Origin of the sequence: Chitinophaga ginsengisoli (assembly GCF_003014595.1) — a bacterium.
Classification (GTDB): domain Bacteria; phylum Bacteroidota; class Bacteroidia; order Chitinophagales; family Chitinophagaceae; genus Chitinophaga; species Chitinophaga ginsengisoli.
Map to the genome: position 1 here is coordinate 348,779 of NZ_PYGK01000003.1, position 13,991 is coordinate 362,769.

The 13,991-nt window shown below is 45.3% G+C and carries 17 protein-coding genes; 8 read left to right on the plus strand and 9 right to left on the minus strand.

What is annotated here, in order from left to right:
• Positions 1 to 76: 76 nt before the first annotated feature.
• The 3 genes from CLV42_RS09335 (at position 77) to CLV42_RS09345 (ending at position 2,152) form a co-directional block, all read left to right on the plus strand.
• Positions 77 to 919: a hypothetical protein gene (locus CLV42_RS09335; protein WP_106601638.1), complete on the plus strand. Its 843-nt coding sequence runs from the start codon at positions 77 to 79 to the stop codon at positions 917 to 919.
• A gap of 73 nt (positions 920 to 992) precedes the next feature.
• Entirely contained in the window at positions 993 to 1,526 is a 534-nt protein-coding gene (locus tag CLV42_RS09340) for an RNA polymerase sigma factor (RefSeq protein WP_106601639.1), read from the plus strand.
• Complete coding sequence (locus tag CLV42_RS09345; RefSeq protein ID WP_106601640.1) at positions 1,526 to 2,152, plus strand: hypothetical protein; 627 nt, start codon at positions 1,526 to 1,528, stop codon at positions 2,150 to 2,152. The genes CLV42_RS09340 and CLV42_RS09345 overlap by 1 nt, the downstream gene beginning before the upstream one ends.
• Before the next feature lie 119 nt (positions 2,153 to 2,271).
• On the opposite strand, the gene CLV42_RS09350 is transcribed toward CLV42_RS09345, so the two are convergent.
• The 5 genes from CLV42_RS09350 to CLV42_RS09370 form a co-directional block, all read right to left on the minus strand.
• On the minus strand, positions 2,272 to 5,430 hold the full coding sequence (locus CLV42_RS09350) for a PQQ-dependent sugar dehydrogenase (RefSeq protein ID WP_106601641.1): 3,159 nt from the start codon (positions 5,428 to 5,430) through the stop codon (positions 2,272 to 2,274).
• Positions 5,431 to 5,768: 338 nt separating this feature from the next.
• Positions 5,769 to 6,455, minus strand: coding sequence for a ribose 5-phosphate isomerase A (gene rpiA / locus CLV42_RS09355; protein ID WP_211303418.1), 687 nt, complete (start codon positions 6,453 to 6,455; stop codon positions 5,769 to 5,771).
• Positions 6,456 to 6,528: 73 nt separating this feature from the next.
• Positions 6,529 to 7,110 (minus strand): YdeI/OmpD-associated family protein, encoded by a 582-nt coding sequence (locus tag CLV42_RS09360; protein WP_106601643.1) that lies wholly within the window; start codon positions 7,108 to 7,110, stop codon positions 6,529 to 6,531.
• Between the two features lie 10 nt (positions 7,111 to 7,120).
• The gene (locus CLV42_RS09365; RefSeq protein WP_106601644.1) at positions 7,121 to 7,534 is read right to left on the minus strand and encodes a DUF1761 domain-containing protein; all 414 of its coding nucleotides are present in this window, start codon (positions 7,532 to 7,534) and stop codon (positions 7,121 to 7,123) included.
• A gap of 78 nt (positions 7,535 to 7,612) precedes the next feature.
• Complete coding sequence (locus tag CLV42_RS09370; RefSeq protein WP_106601645.1) at positions 7,613 to 8,305, minus strand: helix-turn-helix transcriptional regulator; 693 nt, start codon at positions 8,303 to 8,305, stop codon at positions 7,613 to 7,615.
• A gap of 230 nt (positions 8,306 to 8,535) precedes the next feature.
• Between CLV42_RS09370 and CLV42_RS33880 the strand changes: the two genes are divergently transcribed.
• The 5 genes from CLV42_RS33880 to CLV42_RS09390 all read left to right on the plus strand — a co-directional run bounded on the left by CLV42_RS33880 (position 8,536) and on the right by CLV42_RS09390 (position 11,246).
• Positions 8,536 to 8,712, plus strand: a complete 177-nt coding sequence (locus tag CLV42_RS33880; protein WP_170117446.1) for a hypothetical protein — start codon at positions 8,536 to 8,538, stop codon at positions 8,710 to 8,712.
• 45 nt (positions 8,713 to 8,757) lie between these two features.
• Positions 8,758 to 9,024: a bestrophin family protein gene (locus tag CLV42_RS09375; protein WP_211303419.1), complete on the plus strand. Its 267-nt coding sequence runs from the start codon at positions 8,758 to 8,760 to the stop codon at positions 9,022 to 9,024.
• A gap of 77 nt (positions 9,025 to 9,101) precedes the next feature.
• Positions 9,102 to 9,560, plus strand: a complete 459-nt coding sequence (locus CLV42_RS09380; RefSeq protein ID WP_106601646.1) for a carboxymuconolactone decarboxylase family protein — start codon at positions 9,102 to 9,104, stop codon at positions 9,558 to 9,560.
• 34 nt (positions 9,561 to 9,594) lie between these two features.
• Positions 9,595 to 9,936 carry a YciI family protein gene (locus CLV42_RS09385; RefSeq protein WP_106601647.1) on the plus strand — a complete coding sequence of 114 codons (342 nt, stop codon included), beginning with the start codon at positions 9,595 to 9,597 and terminating at the stop codon, positions 9,934 to 9,936.
• Positions 9,937 to 10,001: 65 nt separating this feature from the next.
• Complete coding sequence (locus tag CLV42_RS09390) at positions 10,002 to 11,246, plus strand: RNA polymerase sigma factor (RefSeq protein ID WP_106601934.1); 1,245 nt, start codon at positions 10,002 to 10,004, stop codon at positions 11,244 to 11,246.
• A 3-nt stretch (positions 11,247 to 11,249) separates the two neighbouring features.
• Here the strand turns inward: CLV42_RS09390 and CLV42_RS09395 are convergent, their stop codons facing one another.
• The 4 genes from CLV42_RS09395 to CLV42_RS09410 form a co-directional block, all read right to left on the minus strand.
• Positions 11,250 to 12,029 carry a succinate dehydrogenase cytochrome b subunit gene (locus CLV42_RS09395; RefSeq protein WP_106601648.1) on the minus strand — a complete coding sequence of 260 codons (780 nt, stop codon included), beginning with the start codon at positions 12,027 to 12,029 and terminating at the stop codon, positions 11,250 to 11,252.
• A 77-nt stretch (positions 12,030 to 12,106) separates the two neighbouring features.
• Positions 12,107 to 12,463 carry a YciI family protein gene (locus CLV42_RS09400; RefSeq protein WP_106601649.1) on the minus strand — a complete coding sequence of 119 codons (357 nt, stop codon included), beginning with the start codon at positions 12,461 to 12,463 and terminating at the stop codon, positions 12,107 to 12,109.
• A 78-nt stretch (positions 12,464 to 12,541) separates the two neighbouring features.
• Positions 12,542 to 12,754: a general stress protein CsbD gene (locus CLV42_RS09405; RefSeq protein ID WP_106601650.1), complete on the minus strand. Its 213-nt coding sequence runs from the start codon at positions 12,752 to 12,754 to the stop codon at positions 12,542 to 12,544.
• A 226-nt stretch (positions 12,755 to 12,980) separates the two neighbouring features.
• Entirely contained in the window at positions 12,981 to 13,736 is a 756-nt protein-coding gene (locus CLV42_RS09410; protein WP_106601651.1) for an SDR family oxidoreductase, read from the minus strand.
• Positions 13,737 to 13,991: the final 255 nt, after the last annotated feature.

A 13,991-nucleotide genomic window follows, 5' to 3' on the forward strand; every position in this document is an offset into this window, starting at 1 on the left:
ACAAGAAAGAGGGGTATTACTAATAGTACCGGTTTATACCGGAGTATACAGATTTAAAAAATTAGTAGTTATTTTAATGAATAAAGAGAACGGCATCAAGATGAAGTATGCAGCATTAATGCTTGGTTTAATTTGTGTGACAGCCTGCGGAACGACTATGAAACTGGCAGTACCTGAAAAATTCAAGGAACAGGCCACTATGCAACATGTACATGGGTCCAGGGGCAACAAGATGTCATTCGCAGATATCACCACATCGAAAATAAAAAGAGGTGTACATGTTAAGTATCCCGGTTGGGGCCAGAGCTTTTTCCTGGAAAACCTGTTATGGAACCGCGTAGGGATCGCAAAATCTGAAGTTGTCGAGAAGGAAAAAGCCGGGTTCCGCTACGCATTGACCAACGGAAAGACCACCGTACAGGTGTTTGCTGCCGAAAAGCAGGTCATTAAAACTCATGATTTTGAAATGCCCAACTCGCCGACTATCTTCAAAAGCTTCGAGATACTGCAAAATTATGAATACATATTCTCGGCCTTTATCAGCGCAGATACGACGAAGAGCGTTACCTGGGAGCTGGTGATGACCAATCTGTATGACCGGGCAAAAGAAGGTGATAACAATCCTTTTACTTTTATCAAACAGGCAGATAACGGACTCGCGACCAACGGCACTGACACAATCATTATAAAGCCATTAAGTATCAAAAAAACAGAACTGGCGAATGGCAAAACAGGGCAGCTGCCGTTTAAGCTGTTGTCTGGTTATGAACTGAGCATGGATGGTGGCGTGATCGCGATCATTGACCTGATTGACCAGAACGTATGGTTCTACAATGAGCTGACTCCTGAAGAGAAATTGAATGTCAGCGCTATTACAACGGCTCTCTTTGCCAGGAAAGTGCACGACACCAAATGGTGATGGGCATATCAGGAAAGGAGATGAACAGGCGTATTATAATGTGAGAAATTGATGTAAACGGGCTAATTAACAACTGGAGCAGGATCTAAGTAATATTATCATTGATTGTCGAAATGGCAATAGGAAAGCGCAGGAGCAACTGTACCGGCAGCTTTATGGCTTTGCAATGGCTATTGCGATGCGCTATGCTGTCGATGAACATGAAGCTGCGGATATCCTGGCCCATGCCTTCGTTAAAATGTTCCGTAGTATCCAGTCGTTCGATGTAAGCAAAGGAAATTTTCATGGCTGGCTGAAAAAGATCGTCATCAATGAGGCATTGGATGTTGTTAAACAACGCAGTCGCTTCAGCAGTGTGGAACTGGAAACAGTGGAGGAACCATCTGTTAATAACAGTGTCATCGAAAAAACAGATGCTGCCGCGATACTGGCCCTGGTGAGACGGCTGCCGCCTGCAACGCATGCCGTCTTTGTCTTGTATGCCATTGACGGCTATACCCACAGAGAGATTGCAGAACAATTGAACATCAGTGAGGGAACCAGTAAATGGCATTTAAGTGAGGCAAGAAAAATTCTCCAACAAAAATTAACGGCAATAAAAACTTAGTGAATACAACCACACCATACGAAAAATTAATAGCAGCGAAGCTGGACCAGGTTCCTGTTCCCGATATGGCGGACAGTATCTGGGCCCGTATTGAGATGCAGTTGGATGTGGATGCAAATACACCAGATAATACTTCAGATAAAACACCTGATAATACTGCCACCCCTAAAAAAGCTACAAAATTCAATGGTAAGGGCTGGTATGGTTTCGCAGGAGCAACGACGGTTGCCATTGCTGTTTCCCTCTGGTGGTTCAGCAGCCATAAAGATTATACGCCTGAAAAAGCAATACCAGTTCAACCTGTACCGACGATTGAGGTACCGGTAACGGTTCCCGACAGCATCTCAGATAAACCTGTCGAAAAGAAACCAATTGTCCCTGTTCTCCGTAAAAAGGACTCGGTGTCGATTATTGATATATTGCCTCCTGTTCCGGCATTTGATTCCACCACCCGGCAGGTCCTGCCACCGGTTAAACCGGATTCACAGGCTGTGGAGCGGTATCGCGCGCATGTCCCTATAGCCGATTCCGTAAGTACCCTCCCTTCTAAAAAGCGTAAAGGAGTAAGAGGTATTACAGAAGACGATTACCGGCTATCTGTCGACTCGACCCATAAACCGAAATGATATTTATAATAACTGTCACCTGGAAATGGAAGACCCGCTCCAAATGAGAGCGGGTCTTCTGTTTACTTCCAATAACACAAGCTGCTTTTCGTTTGATTGAAGGTCCTTATGAAAAGGCCTTATTCCCTGATAATTTTCATACTGCTTACCTGACCGTTATGCACCAGTTTTACCAGGTACATACCTGCCGGTAATGCAGCCGCGGATACCGTTTTGGTGTATGTTCCTGCTGTAAGTCGTCCGTTCACAGGCACCAGCAATTGTTTACCGCTCATATCATATATGGCCAGTGTAGTGTATCCATTTGATGACAGGTTGAACTTCACCGTAAAGGTGGCTCCGGCAGGATTAGGATATACGGTGAGTGCCGACAGGCTTGCTGTCTTGCTGGCAGCAAAGCTGGTAGTGGTCTTAATTTTCACTTCCGCATAGCTGTTCCAGTCGTTTACATTGTTACCATGTCCGAGAACACGTACATACTTCGCCGTTCTGGCGGTGAAAGAGAAGCTTTCAAAGCTGAGTGAAGTACCGCTGCTTTGCAGGCCGGTAGCTGCATTACTCCAGTTGGTACCATCCAGACTAACCAGTACATCAAATAATGCACGGCGGGTATCACCCTTATAGAACGCGATATCCACACCTGTAACGGTAGCGGCGTTACCCAAACAGAACTGTATCCATTGCCCGTTTCCGCTGGCTGACCAACGGGTATTCAGATCGTTGTCAATAGCATTTGCGGCCACATTTCCGTCGTCGCTGCTCGCAACCACAGGAACACAGTTTGGATCGCCAGTAGAATCAGCAATGACAGCCAGCTGTGGCGTATTGGCGCCTGCCTCTTTGGCATTGAGTAATATGCGCGGATCGTGTGCCTGCTGACTTTTCAGTGCCAATGTGATCTTTCTACGACCCGCTGCCAGTTCTCGCTGTGCATAGCTGGTCACATCCCAGGTGTAATATCTTGCCGTTCCATTGGTGAGTATGGCAGACGATAACAGCGTGGTATCAGCAGCTGGCTTATTATTCCAGGTGATCGTCTTTTCTGACCAGGTAGTATTGCTTACCGGGTAAACGCCGACCGGTACGCTAATGGCGGTGGAACCTTCCACATTACCAAATACTTTCAGTACCACAGAAGATAGACCTGCAATATTTGTCAGATCAAATGTAAGATAGGACTCGCGGCCATTATTCGACTGCCCTGCAGGCGCTACTTTAGTAATAAGGAGTGTGGAATCAGTAACGCCGAAAGTAGTTGTTGCATTTGATCCATCTCTTACATATGCATCTTGTACTGGCGACAGGTTGATCGTAGCAGGTGCTGCTTTAAATACGGCTGTAAAGGTGGTATCGTTATCAGTGATCCTGATATTCTGTACCCTTGCACCGCCATGTGCCCAATGATCGAAAACATAGGTTATTCCGTTCAACGTTTGTGGAGAAGGCGCATCCATTGTCCTTACCATGCCGGATAAAGTCGGCGAAGAATAAGGTGTAGTAAAAGGAATATCGTTGAGGCGGAGCTGCAGACCGGCAGGCTCTGTTTTCAATGTTATATTGGATGTTACAGGGAACAGTTCCACATAGGTAGTATCTGCCTCTCCCCTGCTATCCTTTACAGCAAGATAAATACGATACCAGATGTCTGTTTCCGTATGCCCTTCAGCTGAAATAACAAATGTTCCAGCTTTCACACTGTCACGTAATTCAGGTCCCGGGTGAATATGATTCGCGTGATGGAAATCAACCCACCAATTAAATGCATTAGCCGGTAGCGTGCCATCTTCAGCATCGGTACCGGTACCCGCAAATGAAACGGTATCGCCGGCACGGAACTTCGCATTGTTCACAGGCGCGGTAATAGTAGCCACAGGCAAAACGTTTGGTTTGGCAACCGTCAGTTTTGCATTGCTACTGGTAACACTACCGGCACTATTGGTCACTACTACGCTGTAAAGACCGGAATCGGCCGGTTGTACATTAGTAATTGAATAACTGGCAGCCGTTGCATTGGTGATGTTGGTGCCATTCTTACGCCACTGATAAGTAGGTGCAGGGTTGCCGGTAGCTATCACGTTAAAGGTCGCCTTCTGTCCCTGTGGCACGGTGAGCGCTTCTGGCTGTGTCGTGATGGCAGGCGCCTGTGTACCTGTATAAATAAGTTTGTAGAGCGCACTGTTATCCCTGCTGAGGAAATAAAGATTGCCATCAATACCTTGCTTAATGTAAACAAGTCCGCCGCCCAAACCGGTAGCAAAAGCCGTTCTTGAAGGAGATGCAGGATTCAGGTAGTTGATCCATCCGCCGCAATAGTCCAGGAAAAAATATTTACCATTGTAGGTAGCGGGATAGTTGCTGATGGCGCCATTGAAGAATGTGCCACCATTGATAGCACAGCCTTGTCCGTCGGGAGGAGTGCCATCCCTGTTGGTACTATACCTGTAAATCGGATTCGTCAAACCACTGCAGTTGGAGGAGCAGGTACCCTCCTGATCAGGCCAGCCAAAGTTGCGGCCACTAACAGAAGCATCGTTGATCTCCTCCCAGGTGGATTCACCCACATCATCGATGAAGATCTTGCCGCTTACAGGATCAATAGCATTCGTAAACGGGTTCCGCAGACCATATGCCCATACACGACTGCGGGCGGCGCCACCGCTGAAGGGATTACCGGAGGGCACTGAACCATCCGTATTGATACGTAACAATTTTCCCATGTAGCTGTCGAGGTTCTTCGCATTATCGCCGACTTTATTGTCGCCTACCGATATATACAACTTACCATCGTTACCAAAAGATAAGCCACCGCCATTGTGATAAATAGCATTTAACGTTGGCAGATCCAGCAGGGCAGTTTCAGCACCGGCAACATCGCCTGTCATGGTGAAACGGCTCACTCGGTTATGTGGCCCCGAAGTGTTGGTGTAATACAGGTAGATGTAGTGATTGGTGGCGAAGTTGGGATCCACTGCAATCCCAATCAGGCCGCGTTCTCCACTGGCATTCACAGAAAGTGAGATAGCTGGCGTGGACAATAAACTACCGTTTTTGATAACACGTAACTGGCCTGTTTCCTGGCATACAAGAATACGGCCATCAGGAAGAAATGCCAGCGCAGTAGGACTACTAATGCCACTGACCACCTGTACCCGCTGAAAATTGGCAGGTAGCGATTGCGCCCTGGACAAGGGCGACAGCAACAGTAAAAACAGCGATAGCAATACGTTTGCAATAGCGTGCTTTTTTACCATCATAGTTTTTTGAGGGAAGGTTCTCATAACGTCATTTTTAAGGATAAAGAATAGGGGATATTATATACAGAACATAGGGAACAAGGCATGTCACAACACCTTTGTTACATGTGTTTTCAATAATATAGGTTACAATTATCTCTTCCGGATTTTATGGGTTCTTCTACTTACATATGGGTTCTTCTGCTACACTGCTGAAGTTATGCAAACGTTTGCTATAAAAGGCATACTATTTTCACATTTCTCAATACTATATTTCATACACTTAATTTATATCTGGCGGGAACGCTCCTGGTCACTGCTACCTGATATCATGGCAAGGGCCTTCAGATCTTGCGATCTGAAGGCCCTTGCCATGGATAAGACTATACCGGATAAATATGTCTTACGCCATCCGCACCCGATATTATCGCCTGATGTGCCATGCCGTAAAACAAAGAATGTTCTACGATTCCCGGGATCATTTTAACCTGGATATTCAGTTGATCAGGAGCCGGAAATGTATCGAAATGTATATCCGCCAGCATATTACCATTGTCGGATATCAGTGCACCATTCTTTTCTGAACTCATACGCTGAACAAATCGTGTACCGGGGAACAACTCCCCTATCCTCCGTTTTACTATTGTCAAGGCCTGTGGCAGGAATTCTATTGCTAAAGGAAATGCAGGATTCAATGCCGCCTGAAATTTGCCGGCATCTCCCAACAATACAAACCTGTCAGCTGCCGATGCCAGTAGCTTTTCCATGGTATGAATGCCACCTCCGCTTTTCAATGCATTCAGCGCTCCGTCAAATACGTCACAACCATCGAAGTAAATATCAAGGCGGCTGATAAACGAAGGAGCTACCAATCTGAATCCCTGGGCATGTAATAGCACGCTGGTCTCGAATGAGGAGCTGGTAACCGTCAATGACTGCATCAACTGTGGATTTTCAGCAAGCAGCTCAGCCAGATATGCAATTGTTTTGCCACCACCTAACCCGATTGTTTGTCCGGCATTGATTATTGACACAGCAGCTTTTGCCGCTTCCTGTTTATGGTCCGTCATCTCTGGTAATATTTCAATAATATTACTCATTTTTTCTCAGCGGGGCGAATGCGGTTTAGTCAGCACATCTCTTTCATCTGAACTGCTTAGGCTTGAGTTGTTGTGCCGCGAGTGCTGCTATTTCAGCAATTCTCTTTTGCCTGGTTTCCGGTCGCCTGGCAAGCACAAGCCATTGCAACATGCCTTTTCTGACTGACTTGCTTAGCCCTGTGAAATATGCCTTTGCACCCCGCTGTGACCTGAATGCCTTTTCCAGGTCTTCAGGTATCTTCAATTCCTCTACATCATCTAAAATTGACCAGGAACCGTTTCCCTTTGCCACTTCGATGCATTCATCTCCGGCTGGTGTCATCAGTCCTTCGGCTATTAAGCGCTGCACCTTTCCTTTGTTGATCTTTGACCATACGCTATTGGCTTTTCTCCGGGTGAAGAACTGCATAAACTTTTCGTCGTCAATCGGCCTTGCAGTACTGTCTATCCATCCAAAACAAAGTGCTTCATCTACGGCATCACTCCAGGTGATCGTAGCCCTATCTGCCTTCTTTTTGTAATAGATTAACCAGATGGATTCTTTTGTATTGTGGTGTTCCTGTAACCACTGCCTCCATTGCGAACGGTCTGCGGGATAAAAAGTTTCGATAGCCTTCTTTTGCATTATTTATTCACTATTTCATAAGAACCAAAATAACACTCACAAAAAAGATCCCTACTAAATGGTAGGTGCCACTGATCATCCCATAAAGGATTGGGCGGGGAATATTCGGGTTGATGGCAATGTTCACTGTATTGGCAAACAGGTACCCGATACCTACCAGTAAAGAAAACTTAAACGCATCACCAATAGACTGAACATTCAGTGCATAGATCAATACAGCGCTCGCCACGGTAATAACAAGAGAGCAAAGTGCAGGTCCTACTATAAAAATAGGTTTGTTCTGCAGGGTTTCATTTTCGCGGCCTAAAGAGATCCTGTAGGACTTACTGAAGAATAAAGTGAACCATAAGGCGCCGAGTATAAAATACCCTGCAAATGCGACTAAAACACTGATCCAGTTCAGATTGGCTAATTGACTAATCATAAAAAACTACTTTTTTTGTTGATGTCGCAAAGCTATGAGGGGTGGTATGACAGCCCTATGTCAGGGGTCAAAAAGAAATTAATAATAGCGGTCAAAATATTCCTGCAGGGTCATATTGTGGGGGGTAAACCTTTCACTAAGGATATGCAGTTTTTTAATCCTGTCCAGCCGGAAGTACCGGAACTCATTACGCATGCGGCACCAGGCTACCAGCAGCCAATTTCCCTGTACACTTAATAGTGCAAAAGGCTCAATCAATCGTGTGCTTATTTGCCCTGCTTCATTGGTATATTCAATTTGGGTCAGGTTGAAGTTGGTAAGCGCAAACTGTATTTCTGATAGATTATTACTATTTCTTTCGCCATTAATGTTCTGATCAAAACGCGTCCTTTCGGCAAGCAGGTTGGCCTTGTCCCTTACGTTATATCCTAATACAGCTTTAATCTTATCGATCGCTTCCACATAATCTTTGACAAATGAAGCATCCTTATTTTTCAGGACCAGTTGTTCTGCCAGGATCAGGGCATTTGCCTGGTTTTCGGTAAACATCACCGGAGGTATTTTGTACCCCTGCATTAAAGTATATCCTTTACCTTCTTCTGTCAGGACCGGTATACCTGCCTGTTCCAATGCCTTTATATCCCTGTAAATGGTCCTGATACTAACCGAAAATTTATCAGCCAGTTCTGTTGCTGTCAAAAGGCGCTTTGTCTGCAATTGGATCAGGATGGCCGTCAGCCTGGAAAGTCTTTTAGTATCCGTATCGCTCATATAGGGCTCAAAAATATCTGATTTTTAAAACAAGTAGATTCAAAGTTTAACGACCTTTATATAAGCAATCAGCATATACCTCACTATATACCGCGGAATACTCCGCCTATTCACGATATACAGTGAACTACACACTATCCTAACCCTCAACAAACGAATAATAATCAACAAGTTAACCAGATGGCACATCGATTGTAAATCTTTTTACAAATCACTTAAAACCACAAGCCATGATAGTACTTACCCAAATCCTTCACAAGCTTTTTCCGGAGAGAGCAACATCAGTGACACTTGTGCAAACCGCTCTTGAAGAAATACATGAGAACAATTCCGCTGAAGGATGTGAATTTCTGGATGAACCTTCCATGCAGGATGATTTACCTGAAGATGAGGAAGAAACAGCATAGCGAGGGTGCACTGAATTTTTAAACGTTAGTTAGATTATATGCACATTGGAGTTCGATAAACTGAACGACGGCGTGACGGGCTTCATGAAGGGGCATATGATCTGGCTGGTCATTCCATTCAGTGTTATTATATCCTGGATGTACACTTCATTGGAACAAGTGGGAGAGAGCACGGAGAATCCTTTTGAAGGCACCCCCAATGATGTTCCGATCTCCCAGCTCTGCCGTAATATAGAGATAGATCTCCGGGAAATGCTGGGTGAAAAGGAATTACCGGCTCCTATAAAAGCGCAGAACGACATTCTTGTTTAAAGTCAAAAAAAATCAACCGGAATTTGTCCAATAAGTCAAAACCGATTGTCATTAACACATAACAAAAAACCAGCAAAATGAAACAAAGGGTTAATTTTTACGAAAAAGGACAAAATGCCTTAAAAACGCTCTTTAATATGGGTGCGTATCTTAAGAAGTCTTCTCTGGATCAAAGACTGATAGAACTGGTCGATTTCCGGGTTTCCCAGATCAATAACTGCGCTTATTGCCTGGACATGCACTCAAAAGATGCCCGCGCTCATGGAGAAACTGAGCAGCGCTTATACAGCATAAGCGCATGGAGAGAGACTCCTTATTTTACAGAAAAAGAAAGGGCTGCACTGGCATGGGCGGAAGCTGTTACTGCCTGCGAAGTACCTGACGAAGTTTACGCACAGGTAAAGGATCACTTCACTGAAGAAGAGCTTGTTGACCTGACACTGGCAATTTCATCCATTAATACGTGGAATCGTTTTAATATTGCATTTCCAATGCCTGATGCTGTAGGTACTTACAGAGTAGGCCAATTTGGTTGATCTATTATCACCGACATACTAAATCCACATGTATATGAATGAGTTCTTATTAGTGTTCCGCCGGGATTTCAAAACAAAGGAGATCCAGCCTTCGCCAGAGGAATTGCAGGCACATCTGAGCCGTTGGCGGGACTGGTTTCGCAGCCTGGAATCAGCAGGTAAGCTCGCAAGACCCACACAGCCCTGGGAAGGTAATGGACGGGTGCTTAAGCATGATAAGAGTGTGACGGATGGCCCCTATGCGGAGATCAAGGAATCAATAGGTGGTTTTATCATCGTAAAGGCCGCCGACTATGAAGAAGCAGTAGAAATAGCAAAAGGTGCGCCTATCCTTGAATTGGGAGGAACTGTGGAAGTACGTATGGCAGTAAAATAAAACCGTTTCACGCACAAATAAAAATGCCTTCTTATTTTTGTAGGAAGGCATTTTTATTTGTTTGTATGGAAGAGAGAGAGCTGTTACCTCACTTATTCAGGACTGAGTACCAGAAGATCGTTTCAGTGCTGTGTTATCTGTTTGGCATCGAACACATAACTGAAGCAGAAGATATTGTAAGTGATACTTTTCTTGCCGCTACGGAATCGTGGAGCGCAAGAGGGATACCCGACAATCCGACGGCCTGGTTATATACTGTAGCCAAAAACAAAACTAAGAACTGGCTGAAAAGGAACACATTCTTTCAGCAAAAACTGCTCGTCGATCTGCAGCACAACATTCCCCGGGGAGAGGAGATCGAGGTAGATCTTTCTGAACAGAATATTACAGACAGCCAGCTGGCCATGATATTTACGGTATGCCATCCTTCCATTCCTGCCGAGTCGCAGATAGCGCTGGCGCTTAACCTGCTCTGCGGATTTGGCGCCCAGGAAATTGCCGATGCTTATCTCACTAATAAGGAAGTGATCTACAAAAGGATCAGCCGCGCCAAGGATAAATTAAAGGAAGCCGATATAAAAATACAGCAACCTACCCTTGCTCAAATAAACGACAGGCTGGATGCTGTACTCAAAACACTATACCTGCTTTTTTCCGAAGGTTACTACTCCACTTCTACCAATACAGTACTCCGAAAAGACCTTTGCCTAGAAGCAATGCGGCTGAACTACCTCCTGGTGGACCATCCCCATACGAACAAACCCGCCGTAAATGCACTATTGGCATTAATGTGCTTTCACGCCTCACGCTTTGACGCAAGGTTAAATGACATAGGCGGCGTGGTCCTGTACGATGACCAGGATGAAACCCTCTGGAACCGCGAGCTGATTGAGCGGGGTGAGTACTTCCTGAACGAAGCCGCCGCCACTCCTGATGTTACTAAGTATCACCTGGAAGCAGCCATCGCTTACTGGCATACCCATAAGGCAGATTCCGGCGGAAAGTGGGAAAACATCCTGGACCTGTATAATCACCTGCTAATATTGGAATACTCCCCTATTGTGGCATTAAACCGCACCTTCGCACTCGCCAAGGTCAAAGGCAAACAACAGGCAATCAGTGAAGCGGAAAAACTACCCTTAGCCGATAATTACTTTTACCACTCGCTATTAGGCAATCTATATACCGATATCGACGACCATAAAGCGCTGCAACACTATAAAACAGCTTTGCAGCTGGCCAATTCGGCAGCCGATAAAACATTAATGGCAAAAAATATTGATCAGTTAAACCAAAGACGGAGTAATTAATCCTTACAGCAGGCTTTTTATATAGAATACGATAGGCATCGATGCAAAAGCCAATGGCATGATGACAGCAAAGAACCATATACCCGTTGACTGGATAATTGGCGTATATCGTTTATGAACCAACCCCACTGTCCGGAATGCACTCTGAAAACCGTGGTACAGGTGATAGGATACCGCTACCATTGCCACCAGGTACAATAACGAATACCACCACAGGCTAAAGCTATGTGCGACTATCTCATACAGGTCTTTTACACGCACGATCTCGACATTGTTCTCCGTTGTCACGGCATATTCAAACTCCGGGGACACCGGCTCGTAAACAGCGGAAGTCAGTTTTCCTGTCAGCAGTTCCTTCCGGTACTCCCGGTAAGTGCCGTCCATGAATTTATACCTGGCCCAGAAGTTACTCATGTGTATAATGAGGAACAGGAAGATGATGCTGCCTAACAGTCCCATATTCAGGGAAGCCCATTTAACAGGCGTTTTGGGAGCAACAGCATATTTTACGGGACGTGCCTGATTGTTTTTCACCGTCAGTATGAGGGCATAAAAAGCGTGTATCAGTATAGAGATATACAAGCCCCAGCTAATGATTTCCACAGGCAGGAAATGGGTCATGAAGTGGGCATAGATATTAAAGTTGTACCCTTCATCGCCAGAAAATAACGTGAGATTACCTCCCAGGTGTACGATAAGGAAAAGGCAGAGGAAGAGTCCTGTCATAGACATGATCAGCTTCTTGCCTATAGAGGAATTGAAGAATTGTGAAAACTTTATCATAGCAGATAGTTTTAATAAAGCCTTTACTACGTTGTAACGTTGTAAAGGCTTTATTTGTTTTTTGTTCAGTAATGCTTTCAGGCAGCGGTAATGGCCATACGCACTTCAACGATCGCACCGTATTTAATGATAGGACAACCTTTCGCTATCTCTACTGCCTCGTCATAATCTTTGGCTTTTATCAGGAACAGCCCCCCGATGGATTCCTTGCCCTCAGCATAAGGCCCATTACTCACATGATCTTTCTTTTTCTCATGCTTAATTACACGACCATCAACATCCCAACGTTTTGGGGCACCTACCAGTTTGTCCTGCGCTGCAATGCTGGCCACCCAATCCTGATAAGGTTTGAGGGCTTCTTTCATCTGTTCCGGGGAAGGTGCCGGGTTAGCGCTGGTCAGATCCCTGTGGATCACTAAAAGAAATTCTTGCATTTTTCGCTGTTTTAATGTTAATAATGATATCGATTGATCGAATGAATGTTTCAATACTGATAATGATACTTTCAAGTCCTACAGTAATGTTGACTGCTGCAGGTATGCCTGCTGCATACTTTTGATAATGCGGGCAACATCTTCTTCGGTCTTGCCGGTTTTACGCTCAAGTCTGATATAGAGCTCCTTTTCTTTTCCTGTTTCAAACACTAAGTCGTCTTCTGTTAGTTCGCTGAAACGTTGCTTGAGCAGTTTCTTCAGTACTGACCACTGGTATCCCCGGATATTCATTGTAGTATAGTTATTTGTGATAGATTATTCGGACTTGCCAGGTCCTGATGTGTCGTTGTGTTGTTGACCGGATGTCGTGGGATATACCGCGCCGGCGTTAGGGAGAGCTTATGCGCGAACGGGTGGAAAGCGCATACCTGTTACAACAGCCTCAACGAACTGACACCCGTCATCTTCGTTACAGACAGCACATGGCAGGTCCTGAATGCATATGTAGGACCTCCCCTTAGGCTTTCACCGGTTGGTTGGCAAACCATGTTTCGAAACTGATCTTGCCAATACGGGCGCCAGGGCCGGGTACCAGTGACTGGTCATTCAGCTCTGCACCAAAATACAGGGCATGCGGGTCAGCAACTATGCTGCGGGTATCGCCCATTTTGTTCAGGTAACGGCCTACCAGGGTAGCCAGGCCTACTTTTTCCGGACCAGCAATTTCTTTGATGCCATTGAGTGGTGCTCCCACCGCAACATCCGTTACGGCATCCGCTACGTCATCTGATGCAATAGCCTGTATAGGAGCCGGAGATAAATGAATGGCATCTCCTTTTACGCCCCCGGCAGCAATACCGGCCAGGAACTCAAAAAACTGGGTAGAATGGATAATAGAGAAAGGTATACCTGATTGCCTGATCAGGTTCTCCTGCACCTGTTTTGCGCGCATATAACCGCTATCCTGCATCCTTTCAACACCTACTATCGATAAAGCGATATGATGCTTAACACCTGCTTTGGTCTCTGCGCCCAACAGGTTGCGGCCGGCAGTTTCGAAAAACTCCATTACCGCCTTGTCTTCAAAAGAAGGAGAGTTAGCCAGATCTATTACTACATCTGTTCCCTCCAGGACTTCTGCAAGGCCTTCGCCTGTAATAGTGTTTACGCCTGAATTAGGAGATGCTGCAATTACTTCGTGGCCAAGTGCGCGCAGTCTGTTTACTGTTTTGGAGCCAATGAGCCCGGTGCCGCCGATTACTACTATTTTCATGATCTGAACTTTTAATATGCCTGTATCCAGGCAGGAGTTAAATAAATTGGTTTAACCTTTTCCGTTATCCCCGGTTTTGCTGATTTGACCGGGGAATACTTTGTATCCGTTCAACGATTTTCGCTTATTATTTTACAAGCGGGATGCCAGTCGCACAAACAATTAAATATCAATTCACTATAACAAAAACAGGGGTTTTCATTTCACTTTATTAAGCGAATTGGCAGCATGCTTCACTAAATACAGTGAGTACAT

Coding starts and splice junctions, on each gene's coding strand:
- CLV42_RS09335 (WP_106601638.1), top strand. CDS start 77: ATGAATAAAGAGAACGGCATCAAGATGAAGTATGCAGCATTAATGCTT.
- CLV42_RS09350 (WP_106601641.1), bottom strand. CDS start 5,430: ATGAGAACCTTCCCTCAAAAAACTATGATGGTAAAAAAGCACGCTATT.
- rpiA (WP_211303418.1), bottom strand. CDS start 6,455: ATGACGGACCATAAACAGGAAGCGGCAAAAGCTGCTGTGTCAATAATC.
- CLV42_RS09360 (WP_106601643.1), bottom strand. CDS start 7,110: ATGCAAAAGAAGGCTATCGAAACTTTTTATCCCGCAGACCGTTCGCAA.
- CLV42_RS09365 (WP_106601644.1), bottom strand. CDS start 7,534: ATGATTAGTCAATTAGCCAATCTGAACTGGATCAGTGTTTTAGTCGCA.
- CLV42_RS09370 (WP_106601645.1), bottom strand. CDS start 8,305: ATGAGCGATACGGATACTAAAAGACTTTCCAGGCTGACGGCCATCCTG.
- CLV42_RS33880 (WP_170117446.1), top strand. CDS start 8,536: ATGATAGTACTTACCCAAATCCTTCACAAGCTTTTTCCGGAGAGAGCA.
- CLV42_RS09380 (WP_106601646.1), top strand. CDS start 9,102: ATGAAACAAAGGGTTAATTTTTACGAAAAAGGACAAAATGCCTTAAAA.
- CLV42_RS09385 (WP_106601647.1), top strand. CDS start 9,595: ATGAATGAGTTCTTATTAGTGTTCCGCCGGGATTTCAAAACAAAGGAG.
- CLV42_RS09390 (WP_106601934.1), top strand. CDS start 10,002: ATGGAAGAGAGAGAGCTGTTACCTCACTTATTCAGGACTGAGTACCAG.
- CLV42_RS09395 (WP_106601648.1), bottom strand. CDS start 12,029: ATGATAAAGTTTTCACAATTCTTCAATTCCTCTATAGGCAAGAAGCTG.
- CLV42_RS09400 (WP_106601649.1), bottom strand. CDS start 12,463: ATGCAAGAATTTCTTTTAGTGATCCACAGGGATCTGACCAGCGCTAAC.
- CLV42_RS09405 (WP_106601650.1), bottom strand. CDS start 12,754: ATGAATATCCGGGGATACCAGTGGTCAGTACTGAAGAAACTGCTCAAG.
- CLV42_RS09410 (WP_106601651.1), bottom strand. CDS start 13,736: ATGAAAATAGTAGTAATCGGCGGCACCGGGCTCATTGGCTCCAAAACA.